Annotated in this window: 21 protein-coding genes and 2 tRNA genes; 7 read left to right on the top strand and 16 right to left on the bottom strand. The window is 61.1% G+C overall.

The annotated features are described in order from the left end of the window. Nucleotides 1-9: 9 nt before the first annotated feature. Nucleotides 10-2,631 carry a valine--tRNA ligase gene (gene valS, locus CXQ93_RS14840; RefSeq protein WP_104111210.1) on the top strand — a complete coding sequence of 874 codons (2,622 nt, stop codon included), beginning with the start codon at nucleotides 10-12 and terminating at the stop codon, nucleotides 2,629-2,631. Between the two features lie 131 nt (nucleotides 2,632-2,762). Here valS and CXQ93_RS14835 read toward each other — a convergent pair whose 3' ends face one another. The 14 genes from CXQ93_RS14835 to CXQ93_RS14770 all read right to left on the bottom strand — a co-directional run bounded on the left by CXQ93_RS14835 (nucleotide 2,763) and on the right by CXQ93_RS14770 (nucleotide 16,287). Further along, nucleotides 2,763-3,587, bottom strand: coding sequence for an SGNH/GDSL hydrolase family protein (locus tag CXQ93_RS14835; RefSeq protein WP_104111209.1), 825 nt, complete (start codon nucleotides 3,585-3,587; stop codon nucleotides 2,763-2,765). A 6-nt stretch (nucleotides 3,588-3,593) separates the two neighbouring features. Beyond that, nucleotides 3,594-4,937 (bottom strand): UDP-glucose/GDP-mannose dehydrogenase family protein, encoded by a 1,344-nt coding sequence (locus CXQ93_RS14830; RefSeq protein ID WP_104111208.1) that lies wholly within the window; start codon nucleotides 4,935-4,937, stop codon nucleotides 3,594-3,596. Beyond that, nucleotides 4,934-6,079, bottom strand: a complete 1,146-nt coding sequence (locus CXQ93_RS14825) for a glycosyltransferase family 1 protein (protein ID WP_104111207.1) — start codon at nucleotides 6,077-6,079, stop codon at nucleotides 4,934-4,936. The genes CXQ93_RS14830 and CXQ93_RS14825 overlap by 4 nt, the downstream gene beginning before the upstream one ends. A 580-nt stretch (nucleotides 6,080-6,659) precedes the next feature. Further along, entirely contained in the window at nucleotides 6,660-7,286 is a 627-nt protein-coding gene (locus CXQ93_RS14820; protein ID WP_258069024.1) for a DsbA family protein, read from the bottom strand. Nucleotides 7,287-7,399: 113 nt separating this feature from the next. Next, nucleotides 7,400-8,686, bottom strand: a complete 1,287-nt coding sequence (clpX, locus tag CXQ93_RS14815; RefSeq protein ID WP_104111206.1) for an ATP-dependent Clp protease ATP-binding subunit ClpX — start codon at nucleotides 8,684-8,686, stop codon at nucleotides 7,400-7,402. Nucleotides 8,687-8,874: 188 nt separating this feature from the next. Then, the gene (locus CXQ93_RS14810) at nucleotides 8,875-9,549 is read right to left on the bottom strand and encodes an ATP-dependent Clp protease proteolytic subunit (protein WP_104111205.1); all 675 of its coding nucleotides are present in this window, start codon (nucleotides 9,547-9,549) and stop codon (nucleotides 8,875-8,877) included. A 32-nt stretch (nucleotides 9,550-9,581) separates the two neighbouring features. Continuing rightward, a complete protein-coding gene (locus CXQ93_RS14805) occupies nucleotides 9,582-10,202 on the bottom strand; it encodes an ATP-dependent Clp protease proteolytic subunit (RefSeq protein ID WP_104111204.1) in 621 nt (206 codons plus the stop codon). A gap of 276 nt (nucleotides 10,203-10,478) precedes the next feature. After that, entirely contained in the window at nucleotides 10,479-11,849 is a 1,371-nt protein-coding gene (gene tig / locus CXQ93_RS14800) for a trigger factor (protein ID WP_104111203.1), read from the bottom strand. 89 nt (nucleotides 11,850-11,938) lie between these two features. Continuing rightward, nucleotides 11,939-12,011 (bottom strand) — tRNA-Pro (locus tag CXQ93_RS14795). Nucleotides 12,012-12,196: 185 nt separating this feature from the next. Then, nucleotides 12,197-12,267, bottom strand: a tRNA-Gly gene (locus tag CXQ93_RS14790). Between the two features lie 239 nt (nucleotides 12,268-12,506). Further along, nucleotides 12,507-13,649: an Fpg/Nei family DNA glycosylase gene (locus CXQ93_RS14785; protein ID WP_104111202.1), complete on the bottom strand. Its 1,143-nt coding sequence runs from the start codon at nucleotides 13,647-13,649 to the stop codon at nucleotides 12,507-12,509. Nucleotides 13,650-13,682: 33 nt separating this feature from the next. Continuing rightward, nucleotides 13,683-14,156, bottom strand: coding sequence for a ribose-5-phosphate isomerase (locus tag CXQ93_RS14780; RefSeq protein ID WP_062288188.1), 474 nt, complete (start codon nucleotides 14,154-14,156; stop codon nucleotides 13,683-13,685). Between the two features lie 93 nt (nucleotides 14,157-14,249). Continuing rightward, on the bottom strand, nucleotides 14,250-15,245 hold the full coding sequence (locus CXQ93_RS14775; protein WP_104111201.1) for a hypothetical protein: 996 nt from the start codon (nucleotides 15,243-15,245) through the stop codon (nucleotides 14,250-14,252). A gap of 4 nt (nucleotides 15,246-15,249) precedes the next feature. Continuing rightward, the gene (locus CXQ93_RS14770) at nucleotides 15,250-16,287 is read right to left on the bottom strand and encodes a DUF1648 domain-containing protein (protein ID WP_104111200.1); all 1,038 of its coding nucleotides are present in this window, start codon (nucleotides 16,285-16,287) and stop codon (nucleotides 15,250-15,252) included. A gap of 235 nt (nucleotides 16,288-16,522) precedes the next feature. On the opposite strand from CXQ93_RS14770, the gene pepN reads away from it, so the two are divergent. The 5 genes from pepN (at nucleotide 16,523) to CXQ93_RS14745 (ending at nucleotide 22,034) form a co-directional block, all read left to right on the top strand. Next, nucleotides 16,523-19,084, top strand: a complete 2,562-nt coding sequence (gene pepN / locus CXQ93_RS14765; protein WP_104111199.1) for an aminopeptidase N — start codon at nucleotides 16,523-16,525, stop codon at nucleotides 19,082-19,084. Nucleotides 19,085-19,237: 153 nt separating this feature from the next. After that, nucleotides 19,238-20,065, top strand: coding sequence for an SGNH/GDSL hydrolase family protein (locus CXQ93_RS14760; RefSeq protein WP_181036176.1), 828 nt, complete (start codon nucleotides 19,238-19,240; stop codon nucleotides 20,063-20,065). 20 nt (nucleotides 20,066-20,085) lie between these two features. Next, on the top strand, nucleotides 20,086-20,568 hold the full coding sequence (locus CXQ93_RS14755; protein ID WP_104111197.1) for an OsmC family protein: 483 nt from the start codon (nucleotides 20,086-20,088) through the stop codon (nucleotides 20,566-20,568). A 76-nt stretch (nucleotides 20,569-20,644) separates the two neighbouring features. Continuing rightward, nucleotides 20,645-21,421 carry a mechanosensitive ion channel family protein gene (locus tag CXQ93_RS14750; RefSeq protein ID WP_258069023.1) on the top strand — a complete coding sequence of 259 codons (777 nt, stop codon included), beginning with the start codon at nucleotides 20,645-20,647 and terminating at the stop codon, nucleotides 21,419-21,421. 163 nt (nucleotides 21,422-21,584) lie between these two features. After that, nucleotides 21,585-22,034 (top strand): globin, encoded by a 450-nt coding sequence (locus CXQ93_RS14745; RefSeq protein WP_374953418.1) that lies wholly within the window; start codon nucleotides 21,585-21,587, stop codon nucleotides 22,032-22,034. Nucleotides 22,035-22,063: 29 nt separating this feature from the next. Here CXQ93_RS14745 and CXQ93_RS14740 read toward each other — a convergent pair whose 3' ends face one another. Both CXQ93_RS14740 and CXQ93_RS14735 read right to left on the bottom strand, forming a co-directional pair. Next, complete coding sequence (locus tag CXQ93_RS14740; protein ID WP_104111194.1) at nucleotides 22,064-22,732, bottom strand: hypothetical protein; 669 nt, start codon at nucleotides 22,730-22,732, stop codon at nucleotides 22,064-22,066. Then, a complete protein-coding gene (locus CXQ93_RS14735; protein WP_104111193.1) occupies nucleotides 22,732-23,220 on the bottom strand; it encodes a thioesterase family protein in 489 nt (162 codons plus the stop codon). Before CXQ93_RS14735 ends, CXQ93_RS14740 begins: the two co-directional genes overlap by 1 nt. Before the next feature lie 137 nt (nucleotides 23,221-23,357). Here CXQ93_RS14735 and CXQ93_RS14730 point away from each other — a divergent pair, with 137 nt between their 5' ends. Beyond that, nucleotides 23,358-24,263, top strand: a complete 906-nt coding sequence (locus CXQ93_RS14730; RefSeq protein WP_104111192.1) for an acyl-CoA thioesterase II — start codon at nucleotides 23,358-23,360, stop codon at nucleotides 24,261-24,263. Nucleotides 24,264-24,319 lie beyond the last annotated feature (56 nt).

Raw genomic sequence — 24,319 nt, 5'->3', positions numbered from 1 at the left:
ACTTGACCCATGGCTGAAATCATTCCGGGCACAGACACGCCCGCACCCACCACAAGCAACGTTCCCGACAAGCCCGTTTTGGAGGGCCTCGAAGAGTCTCTGACCAAGCGCTGGCTGGAAGAGGGTACTTACAAGTTTAACCGTGAGACCACCCGTGAGCAGGTGTACTCCATTGATACTCCCCCGCCCACGGCGTCAGGTTCCCTGCACGTGGGACACATGTTCTCCTACACGCAGACCGATGTGCTGGCACGCTTCCAGCGTATGAACGGCAAGAATGTCTTCTACCCCATGGGTTGGGACGACAACGGCCTGCCCACCGAACGCCGCGTGCAGAACTTCTATGGTGTGCGTTGCGATCCGACGTACTCCTACATCGAGGGGTACCGCCCCCCTGCCACTCCGGCCAAGAACCAGCGCGACTGGGATGTCATTTCCCGCAAGAACTTCATCGAGCTGTGCGAAGTGCTGGCCGTTGAGGACGAGAAAGTCTTCGAGCACCTCTTCCAGACCTTGGGTCTGTCCGTTGACTGGGCGCTGACGTACCGCACCATCGATGACCATTCACGAGCAGTCTCGCAGCGCGGCTTCCTGGAAAACCTGAAGGCCGGCGACGCCTACATGGCTGAAGCCCCCACCCTGTGGGATGTCACCTTCCGCACAGCTGTTGCACAGGCAGAGTTGGAAGACCGGGAAATGCCGGGCGCGTACTACCGCTACCCATTCTTCGCCGAAGACGGCACCAAGATTTACATTGAGACCACTCGCCCGGAACTGCTCGCAGCATGCTCGGCCCTGGTCGCTAACCCGGACGATGAGCGCTACAAGCCGTTGTTCGGCAAGAAAGTCACCTCGCCGCTGTTCGGTGTTGAGGTTGAGGTCCGTCCGCACCCGCTGGCCAAGGCTGACAAGGGCTCCGGCATTGCCATGGTCTGCACCTTCGGTGACCTGACCGACGTCATCTGGTGGCGAGAACTGCAGCTGCCAACCCGCGCCATTGTGGGCCGTGACGGCCGCATCTTGGGTGAAACCCCCGAGTGGATCACTACTGAGGAAGGTCGCGCCAACTACGCAGCCATTGCTGGCAAGACCGTCTTCAGCGCCAAAGAAAGTGTCATTGCGATGCTGACCGAGGCCGAGCTGCTGGACGGCGAAGCCAAGAAGATCATGCACCCCGTGAACTTCTTCGAAAAGGGTGACAAGCCCTTGGAGATCGTCTCCTCCCGCCAGTGGTACATCCGCAACGGTGGCCGCGACGAGGAACGCCGCGAACGCCTGATCAACCGTGGCAAGGAAATTGAATTCCACCCCGCGTTCATGCGATCACGCTACGACAACTGGATCTCCGGATTGAACGGCGACTGGCTGGTTTCGCGTCAGCGCTTCTTCGGCGTGCCGGTCCCCGTCTGGTACCCGCTGGATGCCGACGCTAACCCGGATTATGATCACCCGATCCTGCCCACCACGGAGATGCTCCCGGTTGACCCCGCAGCAGATTCTGCTCCTGGCTACACCGAGGAGCAGCGCAACGTTGCCGGCGGTTTCGTGGGCGACGCGGACGTGCTGGACACTTGGGCCACGTCCTCGCTGACACCGCAGATTGTTGGCGGCTGGGGTCAGGATGAGGACCTCTTCTCCAAGGTCTACCCCTTTGACCTGCGTCCCCAGGGTCACGACATCATCCGCACCTGGCTGTTCTCCTCCGCCGTGCGCGCCGACGCCCTGCAGGGCAGCGCACCGTGGAAGCACGCCGCCATCTCCGGTTGGATCCTTGACCCGGACCGCAAGAAGATGTCCAAGTCCAAGGGCAACGTGGTGGTGCCCACCGACGTGCTCAACGACTTTGGCTCCGACGCCGTCCGCTACTGGGCAGCCTCCGCCAAGCTCGGTGCCGACACTGCGTACGAGATTGCGCAGATGAAGATTGGCCGCCGCCTGTCCATCAAGCTGCTGAACGCCTCCAAGTTTGTGCTGAACTTGGGCGCCACCGAGGCTAACGTGCTCACAGCCGACACCGCCGTGCTGACCAACCCGTTGGACCGCGGCCTGCTGGCCCAGCTCTCCGAGGTTGTCGCTGCGTCAACGGCTGCGTTTGAAAAGTACGATTACGCCCGTGCTTTGCAGATCACCGAGAGCTTCTTCTGGCACTTCACCGACGACTACGTTGAGCTCATCAAGGACCGCGCGTACGGTGCCTCCGGTGAGGAAGGCCAGGCTTCGGTGCTGGCCGCCCTGGCCACCACCCTTGATTCGCTGCTGCGCTTGTTCGCGCCCTTCCTGCCGTTCGCCACGGAAGAAGTGTGGGGCTGGTGGCGCACGGGTTCGGTGCACCGCGCCCCGTGGCCCACCGCTGTTGGGGTGGACGACGGCGACACCACCTTGCTCTCGACCGTTGGCGACGCCTTGAGCGGCATCCGCAAGGCCAAGTCCGAGGCGAAAGTCAAGCAGCGCACGCAGGTACTCTCAGCGACGGTGACAGCAGCTCAGGTTCAGGCCACGCAGTTGAGCGCCGGTTTGGGTGACCTCAAGGCTGCTGCCAACGCCCTTGAGCTTACGGTTGCTGTGGGCGAAGGGGAACTTGCCGTGTCCGACGTCGTGCTGGCGCCGGCTGAGGAGCCCGCGCAGGCATAACCGCTAATTGCCTGCCAGACTGTGGCCGCCACCCGATCCGGGAGGCGGCCACAGTTGTTTCCAACGCTCGCATATCTGAAGAAGCGTTGCCCAAAAAAGCCCCAGATGTGATGGAGCGTCTGGCGGTGGGGTCAGCTGGCGGCGGTGGAGGACTGGCTGCGCGCCACCTTCTTCAGGCCCTTCCTTGGTGGGACTCGAAGGGGTTCAGGCCAGCGAGGTGTCAGCGCATCGCCTAGGGTGGTGCGCCGGATTTTGCGTCCAATGAGCGGTACCACCCACTGCGCCACCCACAAATAGTGTCCGTGTCCGCGCTGCTTCCACGTGAGTTTGGGCGGGTGGCTTTTCTCCTTGAGCACGATCCCATGAGAGACATGTAGGACCTCCAGCACGTGGGCGGCCAAGTATTTGTGCCCACGCTTTGACATGTGCAAGCGGTCCGAGCACCACATGCGCGGGTTGGCGTAGGCCTGTAACGCCGCGTAATCCACCACTGTGGCCCCATACTTTGCCGCGATCGCCTTGATGCCGAGGTTGTATGCATGGTTCTTGCGGCGCAGCGGTGCCAGCAGGGGCGAGACCTCCACGTCATATCCCGTGAAGAGCAGAATTGTCGCCTCCGATTCAGCCAACCGCGACACTAAGAATTCGTACTGATCAAGGATGCTGGTGATGGAGGTCCCCACGTCCATGACATCGTTCCCGCCGGCATAGAGGGTGATCAGCGTTGGCTCCATGGCGAGGGCCGGTTCGATCTGTTCGGCAATAATGTGGCGTAGCCGTTTACTGCGGATGGCCAGATTAGCGTACTCCCAGCCAGGCGTGTCGCGGGCCAGCGCCTCAGCCACACGATCCGCCCACCCTCTGACACCGTTGGGCAAATGCCTGCTGGCATCGCCTACCCCTTCAGTGAAGGAGTCCCCCAGCGCTACATACCTGCCCGGAATTCTCCGTGTCACAGTCCGCTAAAACGCAGCCTGCGGACGGGGTGCAAGTGCCGCAGCGGCCCGCCCCACTCCGTGGTATTCCCACCCGGCAGCACGCCACACCGCACCATCCAAAGCATTGCGTCCATCCAGCATGACAGGACGCTGCACTAGGGTGGCGGTATGGGCCGGATCCAAGGCGAGAAATTCCGGCCAGGGCGTCAAAAGCAGAACCAACTCGGCACCATCCAACGCTGTCTGGAGCTGATTTTCAAAGGTCAGCTGCGGGTATTGCAGCCACGCCGTTTCGACTGCTTGCGGATCGTTCACGCTCACCTTGGCGCCCTGGTTGCCCAGCTGGCAGGCCACATCCAGCGCCGGCGAATCCCGAATGTCATCGGTGTGCGGCTTGAATGAGGCGCCCAGAACGGTGATGGCCCGTCCCTTGACGTCTCCACCCAACAAGCGAACGGCCGTCTCGGCCACGCGATACCGTGCATCGGCATTCACACCATCAACGAGAGACAACATCTCATCGAGCGATTCAACACCGTGGGCTTGCGCCTGTGCCCGGAATGACCGCAGATCCTTGGGCAGGCAGCCACCGCCAAATCCGACACCTGCTTGAAAATACTTCCCACCAATGCGGTCATCGTGCCCCAGAGCCTGCGCCAATTGCACGACGTCGGCCCCCGCCTGTTCGCAAAACTCGCCCACCGCGTTGATGTAGGACAGTTTCAAAGCCAAGAAAGCGTTGGCGGAAACCTTGATCAGTTCCGCTGTGGCGAAGTTGGTGATGATGCGCGGGGTGCCCCGTTCCAGCAGCGGGGCGTAGACGGCATCCAGTGCCGCGGCTCCCTTGGCTCCGGCGGTGCCGTCCTGGGCTCCATAGACGAGCCGGTCCGGGATCAGGGAATCCTGGACGGCCGTGCCCTGACGCAGGAACTCCGGGTTCCACGCCAGCACCGCACCCGTGCCAACGAGTAGCTGTTGGATCCGTGTTGCAGTACCCACCGGCACTGTTGATTTGCCCACCACCACCGCCCCCGGATGCAGATACGGCAGCAGGGCCGTCACGGCCGACAGGAGAAAACTCAAGTCGCTTTCATTGCCGGTCTTGGACTGTGGCGTGCCAACACAGAGGAAGTGGACCTCCGCCTCAGCCAGCAGCGCCGGGTCGGTGGTAAAGGTGAGGCGGCCGCCGTCGTGCCCTTCTTTCAAAAGCTCCACCAAGCCGGGCTCATGGAACGGCGCAACCCCGGCGGCCAACTGCTCAATCCTGGCGGCATCCGTGTCCAGCCCGATGACCTGATGGCCCATGGCGGCCAAGGTGGCTGCATGAACCGTGCCCAAGTAGCCGGCTCCAATGACTGAAATCTTCATTTTGTTCCTCTCAGTTCGGCGGGCATGGCTGAACCCGCTGCAATGGCATGACGGTAATGTTCCATCAGTTGATCTCCCAAGACTGTCCAGCTGCGGCCTTGCACTTGATCGAAGGCGGCGGAAGCAAAGGCGGCGCGCTTGGCATCGTCGCCAATGAGGTCCATGGCGTAGGCGCGCAGTTCGTGCAAGTTGCCCGGGGTGTAGAGCCAGCCCGTGCGGGAGGAATCCACCAGGTCAACGGGCCCACCGCGACCTGTGGCCACCACCGGCACACCGGAAGCCATGGCCTCCTGAATGGTCTGGCAGAACGTCTCCAGCTCACCCGGGTGCACAAACAAATCAAAGGAAGCCATGACAGTCGCCAAGTCAGCTCCCCCGAGGAAGCCGGTGAAATGTGCTTGCGGCAGGGCCGCTTCTAGAGCTGCCCGCTGGGGGCCGTCGCCCACAATGACGAGTTGGGAATCTGGGATGTCCGCCAACACCGCCAAGTCCTGTACTTGCTTCTCCAGCGCCAGCCGTCCCACATAGCCAATGATCTTGGTGCCGTCGGGTGCAACAGCTGCGCGGAATTGTACGTTGCGCTTGCTGGGGTGAAATCTTTCGGTGTCCACACCACGGCGCCAGAGTTGCACTCGGGGGATGCCGTGGCCACGCAGTTTGTTCACCGAGTCGGAGGAGGGTGCCAGCGTTGTGGTCGCTGCAGTGTGGATGCGTTCCACCCGCTGCCACGCCCAATTTTCTAGGTACGTCAGCCCGTATTTGGCCGCATACCCTGGCACATCCGTTTGGTAGATGGCCACAGTGGGAATCCCCAGGGCTGCTGCGGCACGAACTGCCCGCCAGCCAAGGACGAAAGGTGAGGCAAGGTGGACCACGTCCGGATTGAACTCGGCAAGGAGCACCTTCACCCTCCGGACGCCACCGACGGCAATCCGGATGTTTCGATATCCCGTGAGCGGAATGGCAGGTAGCCGCCGCACCGTTGCGCCTTCAACCACAGCAGGCGCGTCGTGTAAGGTCGACGGCGCAATGACCAGAACATCGTCACCGCGGGCGTCGAGGTATTGGAGGATTTTCAGGAGTGAGTGGGTGACCCCGTTCATCTCCGGCAAGAATGACTCAGCTATGATGGCAATCTTCACGCTCTAACCGTGACGCGTTGAGGTTGCCGCCACGGGCTGTTGCAGGAACATCACGGTGAAGACTAGATGAACGGCCTGTGCGCGTGAGTATTTGCGGACGCGCTACCCGGCTGCGGGGGTAGTTGTTGCCATTTGCGGACGCTCTACCCGGCTGCGGGGGTAGTTGTTGCCATTTGCCCCCGGCGTACCAGTGGCGAATGGTAATGACTACCCCCGCAGCTGATTTTGGACAAAGGGGAAGCCCCATCGGCTGATTGCCGTCGGTGGGGCTTCGACTTTCATGCCGCTTGTGACGTTCGCGGTCTGGTGGATGCTAATGGTTTTCAGGACAGTCACCGCGTCACCGGTGCTAATGAACCTTTGCGAGCGTCCCGCCGAAACGGTGCTCAATGATCAGATGGTTCAGTCACTAAATTTTTTAGTATCTACCAGCCCTTTCCTTGGCGGATTGGGTAAGAACAAGTATGCTCCTGCCCCCGGACACAAACAAGGGCAGGTGGAAAAGTTTTTATAAGAAACTTTTCCACCTGCCCTTGCTCGCCACAATGGGCACCAGGGAAGGCACCAAAACTGTTGCTATTTAGCCGAACTGCGGGTCTTCCGTGCGGCTTCGCTTGATCTCGAAGAAGTACGGGAAGCTGGCCAGTGTCACCGTGGCGTCCCAGAGCTTGCCGGCCTCTTCACCGCGCGGGATACGGGTAATGACGGGGCCAAAGAATGCGGTGTCATTGAAGGCCACGATCGGTGTGCCCACGTCTTGGCCAACCTTGGAAATGCCTTCACTGTGGCTGGCGCGCAAGGCGACATCGTAGGCATCCGTGGTTGCTGCAGCTGCCAGTTCTGCCGGCAACCCTGCCTCAGCCAAAGCCTTGGCAATGACATCTGAAATGTCCTTATTGCCGTTGTTGTGGATCTGCGTGCCCATCGCGTCATAGAGGGGCTTGATGAACTGCTCGCCGTGTTCTTGGACGGCTGCCATGATGACGCGGACCGGGCCCCAAGCCTTCGCCATGAGTTCCTTGTACTGCTGCGGAAGATCCTGGTTGTTCTCATTGAGCACCGAGAGGCTCATGACATGCCAGTTGACCGAGATATTGCGAACCTGCTCCACTTCGCCGATCCACCGCGAGGTCACCCAAGCAAAGGGGCAGGTGGGGTCAAACCAAAAGTCGGCTGTTTCGGGTGCAGTCAAAGTACTTTCAGACACGAAAAATCTCCTAGGTAGAGCATGGGTTCCAACTACTGAGCGGGCCAAAGCCCATCACCAATTCCAACGACTCCGGGCTAAAAACTATTCCGGGCAGGAAGTCCAAGCTTCAGTTACGCTGACTTGTTCCGACGCTTGGCCACTACCTCATGCGGGATCAAGGTGGGCTCGGCTTTCTTGCCTACTACCTCGGCCGTGATCACAACGGTGGCAATATCTTCACGGCTGGGCAGATCGAACATGACAGGCTGAAGTACTTCTTCCAAGATGGCGCGCAGGCCTCGGGCACCGGTTCCCCGGTTCAGGGCCAGCTCAGCAATGGCCGTCAGCGCCTCATCATCAAACTCAAGGTCCACGCCGTCGAGCGTGAACATCTTTTGGTACTGCTTGACCAGCGCGTTCTTGGGCTCGGTGAGGATTTGAATCAGGGCTGTGCGGTCCAGCTGAGTGACGGTAGTGATAACGGGCAGGCGACCAATGAACTCCGGGATCAGCCCAAACTTCAGCAAGTCCTCCGGCATGACGTCGGCGTAGCTCGCCTCGGTCTGCTTCAAGGCACTGAGCGGTGCACCGAAACCAATACCCTTCTTGCCCGCACGGGAGCCAATGATTTCTTCCAGACCGGCAAACGCGCCGGCCACAATGAAGAGCACATTGGTGGTGTCGATCTGGATGAATTCCTGATGCGGATGCTTGCGCCCACCCTGCGGCGGCACGGAGGCCACGGTTCCCTCAAGGATCTTCAGCAGTGCCTGCTGGACTCCCTCGCCGGAGACGTCACGGGTGATGGAGGGGTTCTCGGACTTGCGCGAGATCTTATCAATCTCGTCAATGTAAATGATGCCTTGCTCGGCCTTTTTAATGTCAAAATCGGCGGCCTGAATGAGCTTGAGTAGGATGTTTTCCACGTCCTCACCCACATAGCCGGCCTCCGTCAAGGCGGTGGCATCGGCCACGGCGAACGGGACGTTCAGGCGCCGCGCCAGAGTCTGTGCCAAATACGTCTTGCCACATCCAGTGGGTCCCACGAGCAGGATGTTGGACTTGGCGATTTCTACTTCGTCGTGGACACCGCCGGAAATGGTGGTGCTCTTGACGGCGTGCCCGGACTGGATGCGCTTGTAGTGGTTGTAGACGGCCACAGCTAGTGAGCGCTTAGCGGGCTCCTGGCCAATGACGTATTCCTGCAGGAAGTCAAATATTTCCCGGGGCTTAGGCAGTTCAAAGGCGTCCAGATCTGCCACTTCGGACAGTTCCTCGTCAATGATCTCGTTGCACAGTTCAATGCACTCGTCGCAAATGTAAACGCCGGGTCCAGCAATGAGCTTGCGGACTTGTTTCTGGCTCTTTCCGCAGAAAGAACACTTCAGCAGATCGGTGCTTTCGCCCATCCTGGCCATTGACGTGTCCTTCCACGAATAGCCCACCGGCGGCGGTGCTACCCCTACTACATCGATCATTCCGCGGCTTATGCCGGAAACGTCCTTCACATTACATTCAACTCTAAGCCACGGGTGTGACATTGGGTGGAAGGCAAACGCCGGAACAAGGGATTTCTTCCCTTGTTCCGGCAGGTACAGCACATCACTTAGCGCGTGATGGCTGCAGCCTTCATCTTGCGCGGTGCCAAGACCTCATCGATCAAGCCGTATTCCTTGGCCGCAGCGGCGGTCAGGATGTTGTCACGCTCAATGTCATTGCTGACCTGTTCCGGCGTGCGGCCGGAAAGGTCGGCAAGGGTGTTTTCCAACCATTCACGCATACGCATGACCTCGTTGGCCTGAATTTCCAGGTCAGAGGCCTGGCCGCCCTGGCCGCCGGAGAGTGCCGGCTGGTGGATCAGCACGCGAGCGTTCGGCAGGGCCAAACGCTTGCCGGGTGCACCGGCTGCCAAGAGGACAGCTGCTGCGGACGCCGCCTGACCCAGGCAGACGGTCTGAATCTGGGGGCGAATGAACTGCATGGTGTCGTAAATGGCCGTCATGGCCGTGAACGATCCGCCGGGAGAGTTGATGTACAAGGTGATGTCGCGGTCGGTGTCGTCGGCTTCCAGCACGAGCAGCTGGGCCATAACATCGTCGGCCGAGGCATCATCAACCTGGACACCCAAGAAGATGATCCGGTCTTCGAACAGCTTGGTGTACGGGTCCTGGCGCTTGAAACCGTACGGTGTGCGCTCCTCGAACTGCGGGAGTACGTAGCGGCTGGTGGGCAGGTTGCCGGCAGTTTTGCCAAACGCTGTGCTGCCAAAGTTGTAAGTCATGGTTTTACTCCTGAAATCTTTGTCTTCGGCTTTTACTTGGCGTGGGTTCCGCCGCCACCGGCAACGGTTCCTGCATGGCGAGAGATCTTGTCAAAGAAGCCGTATTCCAGGGCTTCCTCGGCCGTGAACCACTTGTCGCGGTCGTTATCGGTGAGGATCTTCTCCACGGTCTGTCCGGTCTGCTCGGCCGTCAGTTCGGCCATGACCTTCTTCATGTGCAGGATCAGCTCGGCCTGGATCTTAATGTCCGACGCCGTTCCACCAATTCCGCCGGAAGGCTGGTGCATGAGGATGCGTGCGTTGGGCGTCGCGTAGCGCTTACCCTTGGTGCCCGAGGAGAGCAGGAACTGCCCCATCGAGGCTGCCAGCCCGGTGGCGACGGTGACGACGTCGTTCGGGATGAACTCCATGGTGTCGTAGATAGCCATGCCGGCTGTGACCGATCCACCGGGTGAGTTGATGTAAAGGTAGATGTCCTTTTCAGGATCCTCAGCCGAGAGCAGCAGCAGCTGCGAGCAGATCAAGTTCGCGTTGTCATCACGAACTTCCGAGCCCAACCAGATGATGCGCTCTTTGAGCAGTCGGTTGTAGATGTACTGGTCCGAGCCGGACGGGTCCGCGCTAGCCATCGTGGGGGTGTTGTGCTGTGCCATGGTGGGTTTACCTCTCCTTCGTGCGGCTAGTTGAGTATGTCCAACGTAGCCATCACTAATGTTCACTACTTGGACAGTAGCCCTTTTTCGGCCGGGATTATCCCCCTTTGGCGCACTGTTCGCTGTCGGCGCACGATCACCGCAGCCACCCCACTAACGGGAATAAAACGGCCCCTTGGCGACGCTGAGTCTGGGAAACAAAAAACCGTTGCCGGCTCCTTAGCAAGGAACCGGCAACGGCTTTTTCGAACATGTTTCCCTTAGGCGGGAAGGGCCTTAGATGCGAGCTTCGCCCGGATCAGAAACTGCTGTGGCCTCGAGAACCTCGTCCTCGGAAGCAACTTCTTCTTCCTCAGCGGCAACGGACACGAAGTCGGTCAGGTCCACTGCGGCGCCCTCAGAATCGGTCACGGTGGCCTTGGCCAGAACAGCGGCAAGAGCCTTGCGGCGGCGAACTTCGCCAACAATCATGTTGACCTGGCCGGAGGAGTCCAGCATCTGAGCGAACTGGTTCGGGTCCATGCCGTACTGGCTGGCGGAGGAAACGATGTAGTCGATCAGTTCAGCCTGGCTGACGCTGACTTCTTCCTTCTCGGCGATTGCATCGAGGATGATCTCGTTGCGGAATGCCTTCTCGGTGTTTTCCTTGACCTCGGCGCGGTGCTCTTCGGTGTCGTGCTCTTCGGGGCCGTGCGAGTTCTCCGGCTTGAAGTGCTGCTCGAGCTGATCGGCGATGACGGAATCCGGAACCGGAACCTCAACGAGGGCAACGAGCTTCTCAAGAACCTTGTCGCGAGCTTCAACGCCCTGCTCAACGGTTTTGGACTCGGCAGCCTGCTTGGCCAGGTCTTCCTTCAGTTCGGCAATGGTGTCGAACTCGGAAGCCAGCTGAGCGAAGTCGTCGTTTGCCTCGGGCAGTTCGCGAACCTTCACGGAGGTCACCTTGAGGTTGACCTGTGCTTCTTCACCAGCGTGCTCGCCACCGGCCAGCTTGGTGGTGAAGATGGCTTCTTCGCCAGCAGAGAGACCGGTTGCGGCCTCGTCCAGGCCGTCAAGCATGTTGCCGGCACCGATCTGGTAGGAAAGGTCAGATGCTGAGTCAACCTCGACGTCGTCGATCTTGGCAGCGATGTTGATGGTGAGGAAGTCGCCATCAACGGCCGGACGATCTTCAGCCTTCAGGGTGCCGAAGCGACCGCGCAGCTCATCCAGTGCCTTGTCGGTGTCTTCGTCGGATGCCTCAACAGCGGCAACCTCAACCTCGATGCCTTCGTAGTTCGGCAGTTCGATTTCGGGGCGGATGTCCAGCTCAACGTGGAACTTGACTACACCGTCGGTGCCGGTCGGGTCCGGAACTTCGGTGATTTCAACCTCGGGACGGCTCAACGGAACCAGCTTGTTCTCGACAACTGCTTCCTGGTACCAGCCGTTGAGGCCGGAGTTGATAGCCGTCTCCAGAACGTAGCCACGGCCAACGCGCTGATCGATCAGCGTGTTGGGGACCTTGCCCTTACGGAAGCCGGGTACCTGGACCTGCGTACCAATGGTCTTGTAAGCCTCGGTGATGCTGGGCTTCAATTCCTCAAAGGAAACCTCAACATCGAGCTTTACACGAGTGGGTGTGAGGGTTTCGACAGCGCTCTTCACAGCGTGGTACTCCTGATGGTCTGTTGATGGATTATTAGGCCCAGCACATGGGCAGTCACTGACCAAACGTGATCCGGATAATGCTGAAGTCGGGGCGACAGGACTCGAACCTGCGGTCTCCTGCTCCCAAAGCAGGCGCGCTAGCCACTACGCTACGCCCCGTAGTGCCCGCAACAGTCTACGGGCAAAAGTTCCCAGATGCACAATCGGGGATTGTCGGCTGAGGAATCCGCGGTATTTTGACGTTTTCGCCCTAGTTCTAACGTGTTCTAACGTGCGCGAAAACGTCAAAGTACCGCGGAACGCAAAAGTTCCCCGGCCAAGTGACCGGGGAACTCTCAACGCGGAGGGGGCGACGGGAATCGAACCCGCGTCATCAGTTTGGAAAACTGAGGCTTTACCATTAAGCTACGCCCCCAGTTATGGGGATCATTGTGGGCTTTCGCCGGAACAACTCCGTAACACTATCAACCACTTTGCCGGTCCTGCAAATCGAGCTCTCCCAAGCCCAAAAATGCCGCAGATTCCACATATTGCCGCCGCTCTACTGGAGGCGATACACGGTCCTTGCATCAATAGGCTCTCCCCCGCGGCAGCAACGGCGGCAGGCTTCCTGGGTGGGCAACTAGAGGCATGAATGGCTAGCATCGTGGAGCGCTAGCGTCCTTGGCAGCTCGGACACCAGTACAGCTTTCTTCCACCGAGCTCTTTCAATGCAATCTCGGTGCCGCAGTGTCTGCACGGCCTACCTTCGCGTTTGTACACATAGTGCGCATCATCCACCGGCACGTCCTTGTTGGTGGCTGAGGCCGTGGCTGTGTTGGCGGCTACGCCGCTGACGCCGCCGGCGATGGACCCAACGGTGACAGGCCCAGCGGTGACGGGCCCAACAGAGACAGGCAGAGTGCGTTCACGCAGCCCGTGCCCCACCTCCAGTCCCTCACCCGAGGGACGATCACTGAGCTCAGTGGTGATGATGCGGCCATCGCGGACACCGTCTGCCATGATGCGCCGAATATCGTCCCATAGCGCCTGCGCCTCATCGGCCTGCAGACTCTTGCCAGGGCGCATGGGGTCAAGGCCCAGCCGGAACAGCACCTCGGCTCGGTAGACGTTGCCCACACCGGCCAACACCTCCTGTTTCATCAGCTGTGCGGCAACGGACGTGGAACTCGAACAGATCCGACGCGCAAACTCCTGCGCGTCACCGGGCAGCTTGTTCAGTGGATCAGGTCCAAGGCGGCGCCGAACCGCCTCCGCTTCGGCTGGGGTAATAACCTCGCAGGCCGTGGGTCCGCGAAGATCAGCCCAACCGTGATCCGAAACAAGACGCACCCGCACGGCGCCCTTAGGTACTGGCGGGCCCTGATATTCCCCACGCCCTCCCCCTGCTCGCAAGCTCACCGCGGGGCCCTCGGACGCGTGGCCCCACCCACGTTCTCCCCCGGCTCCCAAGCTCGCCACGGGGCCCTCGGACGCGTGGCCCCACCCAGGATCCTGCGCTACTTCCCGTTCACCAATGCGACGCGGCGCGCCAATGCTGGAGGCCCCAGTGAACGTTGAGTCCCCACCAAAGTCCCACGCCCCGTACAGGCCAAGGTGCACCCGCATCACCAGATCGTGAGAGAAGTACAAGAACATTTGCTTCCCGTGCGCCTCGGCCCGTTCCAGCACCTGACCGTCAACGAGCAACGCGCCAGCAGCAAACTTTCCCTGCGGGCTGGAGACGGCCAGCGCGGCACCAGCAAAGACGTCGCTGAACTGCCGCGCCAGGCGGTGCACTGAGTGCCCCTCAGGCACTAATCCCCCTAAAAACGACTGACACGCTGCGCTTTACTCGACAACGTCGCCGGTGGTCTCATACGTGGCGATCTTGCCGATGCGGCGCACGTGGCGTTCGGCGTCGCTGAAGGGCTCGGCCAGGAATGCTTCGATAATTTCCGTGGCTTCTTCAACGCTGTGCTGGCGGCCGCCCACGGCAACCACGTTGGCGTCGTTGTGCTCGCGGGCCAGCTGCGCGGTGGACAGGTTCCAGGCCAGTGCTGCGCGTACACCCTTGACCTTGTTGGCCGCGATTTGCTCGCCGTTGCCGGATCCGCCCAACACGATGCCCAAGGCGTCAACGCCCGCGGCCTGGTCTGCCACTACGGCCAGGGCTGCGTTGATGCAGAAGGAGGGGTAGTCATCCTCGGCGTCGTAAGCCTGCGGGCCGTGGTCAATCATCTCGTAGCCCTTGGCGGACAGTGCGGTGATGAGGTGGGCGCTGAGCTCCATGCCGGCGTGGTCGGTTGCGATGTGAACGCGCATGAGAATTCCTTAAGTTCGAGGTGATTGTGCTGCGTCTAGCCTACCTAACCAGCGCGCCTTGCTCCCGCCGAGGTGCCGCCCTGCTGCGAACGTTTAGCGCTGTTGCGGCGTTTTACCGGCCCTGCGGTTGAGGATCGCTGAGAGCTCATCAGCTGCGTCGAGGTTGGGCGCACCCACCACGACCTTCCCGCCGTCGTTCTCTCGAAGTACGACGGCGGCGCCTGAGCGAGCCAAGAAGGTTGCGGATCCGCTGTGCTTACGCAGGCCCCAGCCACCGTAGTCACCCGCCACAATGTCTAGGGACACCGCCGCAGCCACCCCTTCGCACGGTGCCACCAGCACGGGAACCACGCCAATGATCTTCACGATGAGCCGCTCCCGGTCAACCTCCACGGTGGCGCACAGCATGGCAATGACTACCAGGGCTGCCACCACCAGGGCCAACAGGATCCACGGCGAGATCAGTGCCAAAAACGCTCCCGGCATGACGGCAGCCAGCAAAATCATGATGACGACGGAGCTGCGCGGATGCAGGAAATAGGCCAGCTGATCCCGAGCAGCCTGCGGGTCCGCTTCGGCGCTGAGGAGAGCGGCGAAGGCGCCGTCGTCGGCAGACGTCCACTGTTCATCAGGTTTGAACGTCAACGCCAGAACCACGCCCATGGCCAGAGCCAGGCCACAACCCATAAGCAGCACGTAGTCATCCACCCGCTCCGGCGTCAATTGCCCGCGCGCTCCCTGTCCCAGCAGCGCTGCCACAAAAAGAGTAAAGACCGATAATTGCAGCGCCACGGCCAACCCGAGCACAATGCGGCGCAGCATCCGCGGCAAGGTGGTGCGTGCCCCCTGGCTGCCAAGCCCCGCGCCCACAAGAATGATGCTTGCCACGCCGACTCCCAGGAAGACGGGCACGGGCACGGGGTTTCCACCCAGGGGCATCACCACACCGGCCGGGAGTTTGGCGGCCAACATGAGCCCGCCAAAGATGAGCCCCACGGCCAGCAGTCCCGGGAATACCAAGGAAAAGCGCAGCGCCTGAACGTCAAGGTGCCGCTCGCTGGCGAATTTGTCTTCACTATCGCGTGCCATGAGACTAGTTTTTCACTTTCGTGCTCCGGACATAACCATTTACCAAGGCAGCGGCCTCGCCGGCGCTCCGGGCATCCGGCATGGAGATGACGTATTTTTGGTGGAATCCACACTCCAAGACCAAGGCCGGGCCGCTTCCCATGATGAAGCCGATGGCCCCGCCGGTCATCCGGTAGCCCCAACCGCCGTAATCCAAGGCCTTGATATCCTCCACCGAGGCGGCACGGACTTCCTTCCACTCCAGCGGCATGACCTTCCAGAAACCGCCGGCCAGAACCTTCACGCCGTCGGGAGCGATGACCACCGTGCCACTGCAGAACACCCAAATCACCGCAGCAACCACCAGTCCAATCAGGGTCAGCACCGGAAAAATGAAGTAGGTGCTGACGGCAACGATCCCACCAACGCCCAGGGCCAAAACCCAGGTCCAAACGCCCATGGACACCTTGATCTGCTGGGTCTCCCCGCGGGCCGCACGCGACACGCCAGCCTGCGCAACGGCTTCGCCATCAGAGGTTGCAGCCTGATTCATGCGCACAACCTCCGGGCTTTGCGTCCTATCCACCTCTCCGGGCTTGTACAGCCAGAGCGCGAGGAAGCCAACCACAAACGCCAGCGCCAATCCAGCAGCCATGACGGGCCCGGATAGTTTCGCCTGAGAGGTGTCCTCCAGATCCAGCTGCCCCGCAACCATGGCAACGGACAGCGCTACCATGCCAATGCCGAAGGCCAACCCGGCACCCACACCAACACGGGCAAGCAGCAGAGACTGGGCGCGGAACAGCAATCCCAGCGGTGCGAGCAGGGCACCCAGGGCGCCCATCGCCACCGTCATCCAGGCGGTGCCGGCCACAGACATCCAGCCATCCACCTCATTTTTCGAGTTCCAGTGCGAGGCCAACTCTGCAGGCAGCCTGCCCGCCTCGCCGAAAATCCACACGGCGGCCAGGACCCCCATCAGCAACGGGCCCACAATCAGCCCCAGCAACCACCGCCGATTGTAGGCTTTTTCGGCGTCAATGCTGCGCACTTGCTCCCCCACGTAAAAAACTCCATCGTCACGCTAGATTTATCGGCCCCAACTCGCGGTCCCTTTGCCACCAACCCTGCCCCACATCGAGACGGGACGGCAACTTGCCCAACTGCGGCACCGTGGGGGCGTAACGTGGAAGAATCATCGTAAATCCATCACCGCCCACTGCACACAGCAGTGAACGACGATGGCCATCCCGGAATTTTCCACGAGAACCTGAACGGACGGCATCACCTTGCCTGGTATGAACCTCACTCGCGCCGAAGCTATTGAGCGCACAGCCACCCTGAGCGTCACAAGCTATGACGTAACTCTTGACTTGACCACCTCCGAATCTACCTTCGCCTCCACCACAACGGTGCGGTTCAGCGCGAAGGAGGGTTCGTCGTCGTTCATTGATGCGGTGACCAAAACCGTGCACCAAGTGACCCTGAACGGGGTTGAACTGGACCCCGCAGAGGTGTCCGACGGCGTCCGCATCCAGCTGCCGAACCTCGCCGCCGAGAACGAACTGACCGTGCGCGCCGATGCGCTATTCATGAACACCGGCGAAGGCCTGCACCGCTTTGTGGACCCGGCGGACGGGGAGGTGTACCTGTATAGCCAGTTTGAGGTGCCGGATTCCCGCCGCATGTTTGCCGTGTTTGAGCAGCCGGACCAGAAGGCAAACTTCACCTTCCACATCACGGCCCCTTCGCACTGGGACGTCATCTCCAACTCCCCCACCCCTGCCCCGGAAGCTGCGGGCGAGGTTGACGGGGTCAAGACGTCCGTCTGGCACTTTGAGCCCACGCTGACCATGTCCAGCTACATCACGGCCCTCATCGCCGGTCCGTATGAGAACGTGCGCGGCGAGCTGACCAGTTCCGACGGTCGCATCATTCCCTTGGGCGTGTTTGCCCGCAAGTCCCTCATGGAATTCATGGACGCCGAGAACGTCTTTGAACTGACCCGCCAGGGCTTTGAATTCTTCGAGAAGCAGTTCGGCACCCCGTACCCGTTCCCCAAGTACGATCAACTCTTTGTGCCCGAATTCAACGCTGGCGCCATGGAAAACGCTGGCGCCGTGACGTTCCTGGAGAGCTACGTGTTCCGTTCCAAGGTCACCGATGCCATGGTGGAACGCCGCGCCATCACCATCTTGCACGAGCTCGCGCACATGTGGTTCGGCGACCTCGTGACCATGCGCTGGTGGAACGATCTGTGGCTCAATGAGTCCTTCGCCGAGTTCATGTCCACCCTGGCCGCCGCGGAAAACACGCAGTACGTGGATGCGTGGACCACGTTCTCCTCGCTGGAAAAAAGCTGGGCGTACCGTCAGGATCAACTCTCCTCCACGCACCCCATCAAGGCGGAGATCAACGACCTCGAAGACGTGCTGGTTAACTTTGACGGCATCACCTACGCCAAGGGCGCCTCGGTGTTGCGCCAGCTCGTGGCCTGGGTGGGTCAGGAAGAGTTCATGGCCGGCGTCCGCGCCTACTTCGCCAAGCACGCCTGGTCCAACACCGAGCTGCCGGACCTCATGGTGGAGCTCGAGGCTGCCAGCGGCCGCGATCTGTCCACCTGGACGGAAAAGTGGCTCGAGACGGCTGGCGTCAATACCTTCAAGCCCGTCATTGATGTGGCGGACGACGGCGTGATCACCTCATTCTCGATCGCCCAGTCCGCTGTGGAACAGCACCCAACGTTGCGCCCGCACCGTGCAGCCATCGGCTTCTACGATCTCTCCACGGACGGCGCGGACGCCGGCAAGCTGGTCCGCACACACCGCGTTGAGTTGGATATTGACGGAGCCCTCACGGAGGTGCCGGAACTGGTAGGCATGAAGCGCCCGGCGCTGATCCTGCTCAACGACGATGATCTGGCGTACGCGAAGATCCGCCTCGATGAAGTTTCCCTCGCCACGGCCAAGGCTCATCTGCAGGACTTCCGCGACTCGCTGCCCCGCACCTTAGTCTCCGCGTCGGCCTGGGATGCCGCACGTGACGGCGAAACCCCTGCCCGTGACTACGTGGACTTTGTGCTGGCGACGATTGCTTCCGAGAGCGATTCAACCGTCATCATGGTGCTGCTGCGGCAGTTGTCCACGGCGCTTCATTACTACGTGGCACCGGCACACCAGAAGACAACCGCCATTGCTGCGGCCGATTCCTTGTGGACTCTGGCCCAGAATGCTGCCGCTGGCTCAGATGCGCAGCTGCAGTTTGTGAAGGCCTTTGCTGGCCACGCACAATCGGCGCCTCAACTTGATGTTGTGCAGGCCTTGCTGGACGGTGAGCAGCAGCTGGATGAGCTGGCACTGGACACCGACATGAAGTGGGAGTTCTTAATCTCGCTGGCTGCTGGTGGCCGTGCCGATGCCTCCGTTATTGCGGCCGCCTTGGCTCTGGACAACACGCAAACGGGTCAGCTTGCGGCAGCAACTGCGCACGCAGCCATCCCCACAGCCGAGGGGAAGGCTGCTACCTGGGAGTCCGTCGTCGTCCGAGGTGAAGGAGCTAACGCTCTTCAGCGTGCGGCGATCGATGGCTTCACAAAGGTGTGGGATACGGCCCTGCTGGAGCCTTATGTGGCTAAGTACTTCGGCGCCATCCGGGAGCTGTGGGAGGCCAAGTCGTACGAGACGGCGTCCTCCATGATCACGGGCCTGTACCCGTCGCAGCTGGTATCCCAAGCAACGCTGGATGCTACGGATGCTTTCCTTGACGCGTTGAGCCCGGATGTTCCGGCCCTGCGGCGGCTGCTGGTGGAAAGCCGGGACACTGTGGTGCGCGCGCTGCAGGCACAGGCCGCCGACGCCTAAGCATCTTTTTTCGGGTGCGTCCCAGCTGTAAAAAAGCTGCGGACGCACCCGTTTTTGCATGCGGCTATTCCAGCCGACACGCAGGCGCCGGCCATGAAAAAGCACGTCCTTGCAAGTCTATGCCCGCCCGGTTCTGCGGCGTATCTTCAGGGCATGGGAATACATAATTTTAAGGGATTTGCTGCCCGCGCAGGCGCTGTTGCGCTCCTATCCATCGGGATGATTGCAGGCTTCGCCGGAGCACCGGCCATGGCCCAAACACACACCAGCTCAACCACCGTCAGTTACACCGTGTTGGGCGATTCTTACTCGGCCGGATCCGGCGGAGGCGAGGAATTTGGCGGCTGTGGCCAGAGCCCTCATGGCTATGGCACCTGGGTTGCCGCACAGATTGGCACCCCAGTGAGTAATCTGGCATGTGCCGGGTTCACCACGGAGCAGGTCCGGACCTTGGAAGTCCCTTTGCTCGCGCCCAACACCACACTCATCACGCTGACGGCCGGTGGTAATGACATTGGCTGGACCGCCGCCATTGCGGCCTGCCTTGCACCTACCTCGACCGAGGCCATCTGCAAATCAGCCGTGGCAAACTCGATCTACCTCATGAAAAGTCTGCCCAAGTCCGTCGCTTCCATGATCAAAGCCATCAAGGCCAAGGCCCCGGGGGCAAGGGTGCTGTATCTGGGCTATCCGCGGCTCTTTGAACCGCAAAACATGGCCGCTTTGGGTTACACACCCACTCAAATCAGTGGGACTAAAACACTCAATGCCGCCGCCGATCTCCTCAACGGAGTACTAGCGATCAGTGCGCTCTCGAACCGGACAGCATTTGTTCCCGTGGCTTATCTATTCCGCGGTCACGGCGTTCCTTCGGCCTCGCCGTGGCTGAACTATCCGGGAGGGCCAAACCCCTTCGCCTTCCATCCCAATGCAGCCGGGTACCAATACGGATACGCTGCGGCACTACGCCCGTTCCTCTGAGCGCCGCTACGCTTAGCTTCATGGCACTGAATGAGCATCATTACGAGATCAACATCAATTGGACCGGGAACCGGGGAACCGGGACCTCCGCTTACAAGGCTTACGGCCGCGACCACACCGTCACGGCCGTTGGCCTGCCCGTGCTGCTTGGCTCGGCCGATAAGACCTTCCACGGAGACCGGGACCGCTGGAACCCGGAACAGTTGCTCCTGACGGCGTTGGCGCAGTGCCACATGCTGTCCTATCTGCACGTGGCACTCAAGCATGGCGTGGTCGTCACCAAGTATGAAGACCACGCCACCGGCACCCTCATCCTGAACCCCGATGGCAGCGGACAATTCGCATCGGCCACACTGCACCCAATGATCTACGTGGCCGATCCTGCCACCGCAGATCTGGCACTATCCCTGCATGCCGAAGCAGCGTCGCAGTGCTTCATCGCGCGGAGCGTGAACTTTCCTGTGCAACACGTTCCTGGGCTGCTGAGCGCCACGCAGGACTAAAACCATGCCGTGCCCGCGTTAGGGTTGGTAACGAGGCCCATTTCCAACCCCCGAACGGATGCAAGGTAGATCTCGAGTGCAAGCGACAAATTTCTTTGGTGAAGCCAACGACACTTTCCTCAACCATCTAGCATTGGCCGGCATCACCATCGCCATTGGTTTCCTGGTATGGCTGGTGCTGCACTATTTGATCCGGATCGTCGTTAAACGCGCCAGGGCAGACCGGGCCCCGTTGGAGCACCGAACCTTGCGCTGGGCCGCCCCCATGCTGCGCAACCTCGACCCCGTAGTCCGGGCGTTGGAAAATGAGCGACGCGTGCAGCGAGCCCGCACCATCGGCACCCTGTTGAACTCGGTCCTGACCATTGCGGTCGCCGTGGTGACCAGTTTCTACGTGCTGATCGCCTTCGAGATTGATATCGCCCCGCTGCTGGCCAGTGTTGGTGTTGTGGGTATTGCGATTGGTTTCGGTTGCCAGCAGCTCATCCGCGACTTCCTTGCCGGGATCTTCATCGCCATTGAAGATCAATACGGTATTGGCGACGTGATCCAGACCAGCGAGGTCATCGGCACGGTTGAGTATGTGAGCCTGCGCATCACCCGGGTATTGGGTGAAGATGGCACGCTCTGGTACCTGCGCAACGGGGAAATATTGCGCCTGGGCAACCGATCCAAGGGTAGCTACATCGCCCCCGCAAGTGATACTGACGCTGACACTGACGACGGCGCGTCCCCGACCGCCGCGGCAGGCGCAGCATCGGCGCAAGGAACGGCTCCGGCGTCGAACGGCAGTAGCACGCCCAACAGCAGCAACGCACCGAGCACTAGTAGCGCCAACGAGTCCACCGAATAAGCACCCAGAAAGATCTGAACAAATCATGAATTCCGAGTACACCCCCACCTCCGCCAACGGACCGGCTGCGAACGATGCGGCCGAAAAGACGGCTACTGAGGGAACGGCCATTCCGTCGCGCTTTGGCGAGCCGCTTGCCACCTTGCTGCCCATTCCCACCACTGTGGGCCGCCCGCTGCCTTCCACATCGGGCCCCGCAGCGGATGAGCCGGTGGATTATTCGGACACGTTTTACGGGCAGGTGGGCGGGCACGAGACGTTCAAGAAGATCATTCACGTCTTCTACCAGGGCATCGCCGCCGATCCGTTGCTGCACGCCATGTACCACGAGGAAGATCTGGGCCCGGCCGAGCACCGCATGCTGATGTTCATTGAACAGTATTGGGGCGGACCGCGCACGTACCTGGAGGAACGCGGCCACCCGCGCCTGCGCATGCGTCACGTGCCGTTCGCCGTCACGCCTGAGGCCCGCGACCGCTGGCTCGCCGCCATGCGAAAGGGCGTGGATGCCGGTGAATTGTCGCCCATGCATGAAGCCACCTTGTGGGACTACATGGAGCGCGCAGCTCATTCGCTGGTCAACGCCCCGTCAGATCCGACTCAGGCGCTGTAACGAGTAGGCGCTGCAGTGAGCGGGCGCTATTACAGCAGCGACGCCGGCTTGATCAGGATATGGCCGCGGTTGGTGCTGATCCGCAGCCAGCGGTGGGAGCTGTAAATGGTGCCGGTTTCGCCCGGCGCCACAAAGCCCAGTGCGTAGGCTGCGAAGGCCGCCCCGCCCGGGATCTCACCCGGTACCCCGTCCATGGGGCGCCCCCAGACGGAGGCCCGGACGTTGTTCACCAGCAGGGCGCCCGGGTTAACGGGGATAATCTGCCCAATTTCCTGAACGCCAGACTTCGCCACGGCGATCAGTTCGTCGGCAGAAATGGTGCCAATTTCTTCCCAGGCGCTGCGCGGAGCGCTGATGCCCGTCCAGGATTCCTGAACCGTCATGGGCGGAACTGGGAGCTTGGCATCCCCTTCGTCCATGCGGGCCAGGCGGTCGGCCACCGCTGATAGTGACACTGTCACATCAATGTCCGACGGCGTCCCCAGAGCCATGGTGCGCAGCCCCAGAATGGTGGGGGTCCCCTCCCCCAAAAGCTTGCCGCGCATGACGCAGACGTACGCCGCGAGAACGTGACCGGCCCCCTGAAGGCGGATGGCGCCGTCGTCCGCGTTGCGCGCACGCGTCACAAAGGTGCGTAGGTCAGCGACCGTTCCGGCGTCGGCAAGATCAAATTCCTGGGTGTGTAGGGCGGTGGACATCAGCGGTTTCCTTCTGCGGTGGTGATCACGGGGCGGGCGGGGCTGCGCTTGAACGGCACGGGATCCCCGCGCCAGACGTCCAGGGCGCTGCGCTGTTCCGGGGTCAGCCGGATGGGGCGGCCGGTGGTGCGCGAGACCAGAACCATGGAGGTGGCCGCTTGGGCGTAAATGATGGAGGTGTCAGCGTCTGTGACGGAGTAGCCGAAATCGAAGCTGGAGCCGCCCACGTTGGTGACCCAGATGTTCACGTAAACGGGCTCGGTGCCGAAGCTGATGGGGGCCAGGTATTCGATCTCGTTGCGGCCCACGAGGATGAACAGTTCGGTGCCGATCAAGTCCTGGAAGGTGCCACCACCGGGCAATTGGGCATACGTCAATTGGACCCGGGCGTCCTCCAGATACTGCAAATACACCACATTGTTGACGTGGTTGTAGGAATCAATGTCGCCGAAGCGGATTTGCTGTGAGTGCTGGAAACCGGGTGCCATGCCTTCATCATGTCAAAGCCGCAGGGGTGCCACCAATTGACGTTCCCCACGTCACAGAGAATTGGGGCCCGGCTGAGGGGATTCATACGGGATTGCCCATTTGTCGCGGCATCCCCTTGACACATAGAGTCACGGTTATGAATGTGACACCATCAGCAACAGATCCCATGGAAACACTCCTGCGCATGCTGGATCTTTCCGATGCCGGCGGGGCCCAGACCGATGAAGATGTGTTCGTGGGGCTCGGCGATGCCAGCGCACCGCGGCCTAGGCTTTTTGGCGGTCAGGTCTTGGCGCAGTCCATCATGGCGGCGGCACGCACTGTGGGCGAGGACCAACTGGTGCACTCCATGCACGGCTACTTCCTGCGCCCCGGAGATGCCGCGTCTCCGCTGACGTTCGGCGTGCAGCGCCTGCGCGACGGACGCTCCTTCGCGGCACGCCGCACGCACGCCTACCAGGGCGGTGTGCCGATCCTGTCCCTGATCGCATCCTTCCAGCGCCCCGATAGCGGATTGGAGCACCAGGAAGCCATGCCGAGCGGCATTGTGGCACCTGAGACACTTCCGACGTCGGCCGAACTGTTGGGCGGAATCGACCACCCCGTGGCCCGCGCCTGGGCGTACGAACGCCCCTTCGACATTCGCCACATTGGCCACAATATTTACTTTGATGTCAAGGGCGAGCACGTTGCCCATACTGCTGTGTGGTTGAAGACGTTGGGCCCCATGCCGGCGGATCAAAATCTGCACCGCGCGGCCCTGGCTTATGCCAGCGATTACGTCCTGTTGGAGCCGTCGCTGCGCCGCCACGGAATTAATTGGGCTACGCCGGGCATCAGCGTTGCCAGCCTGGATCATGCCATGTGGTGGCACCGTCCCGTGCAGGTGGACGACTGGCTGCTGTACGTCGCCGAGTCCCCCAGCGCGTCGGAGGCACGCGGGCTGAATCTGGGCCGCTTTTACACCCGCGACGGCGTGCTGGTCGCCTCGGTTGCCCAGGAGGGCATGATCAGGATTCCTGAAGGAACACCGCACGACTGATATTTACAGGCGTAAAAATAGCCGGCCCCGTGAAGGGACCGGCTATTTTTATGTGT

Origin of the sequence: Arthrobacter sp. N199823 (assembly GCF_002929705.1) — a bacterium.
Classification (GTDB): domain Bacteria; phylum Actinomycetota; class Actinomycetes; order Actinomycetales; family Micrococcaceae; genus Specibacter.
Note: the sequence above shows the minus strand (reverse complement) of the source record. Positions and strands in the feature narration are given on the sequence as shown.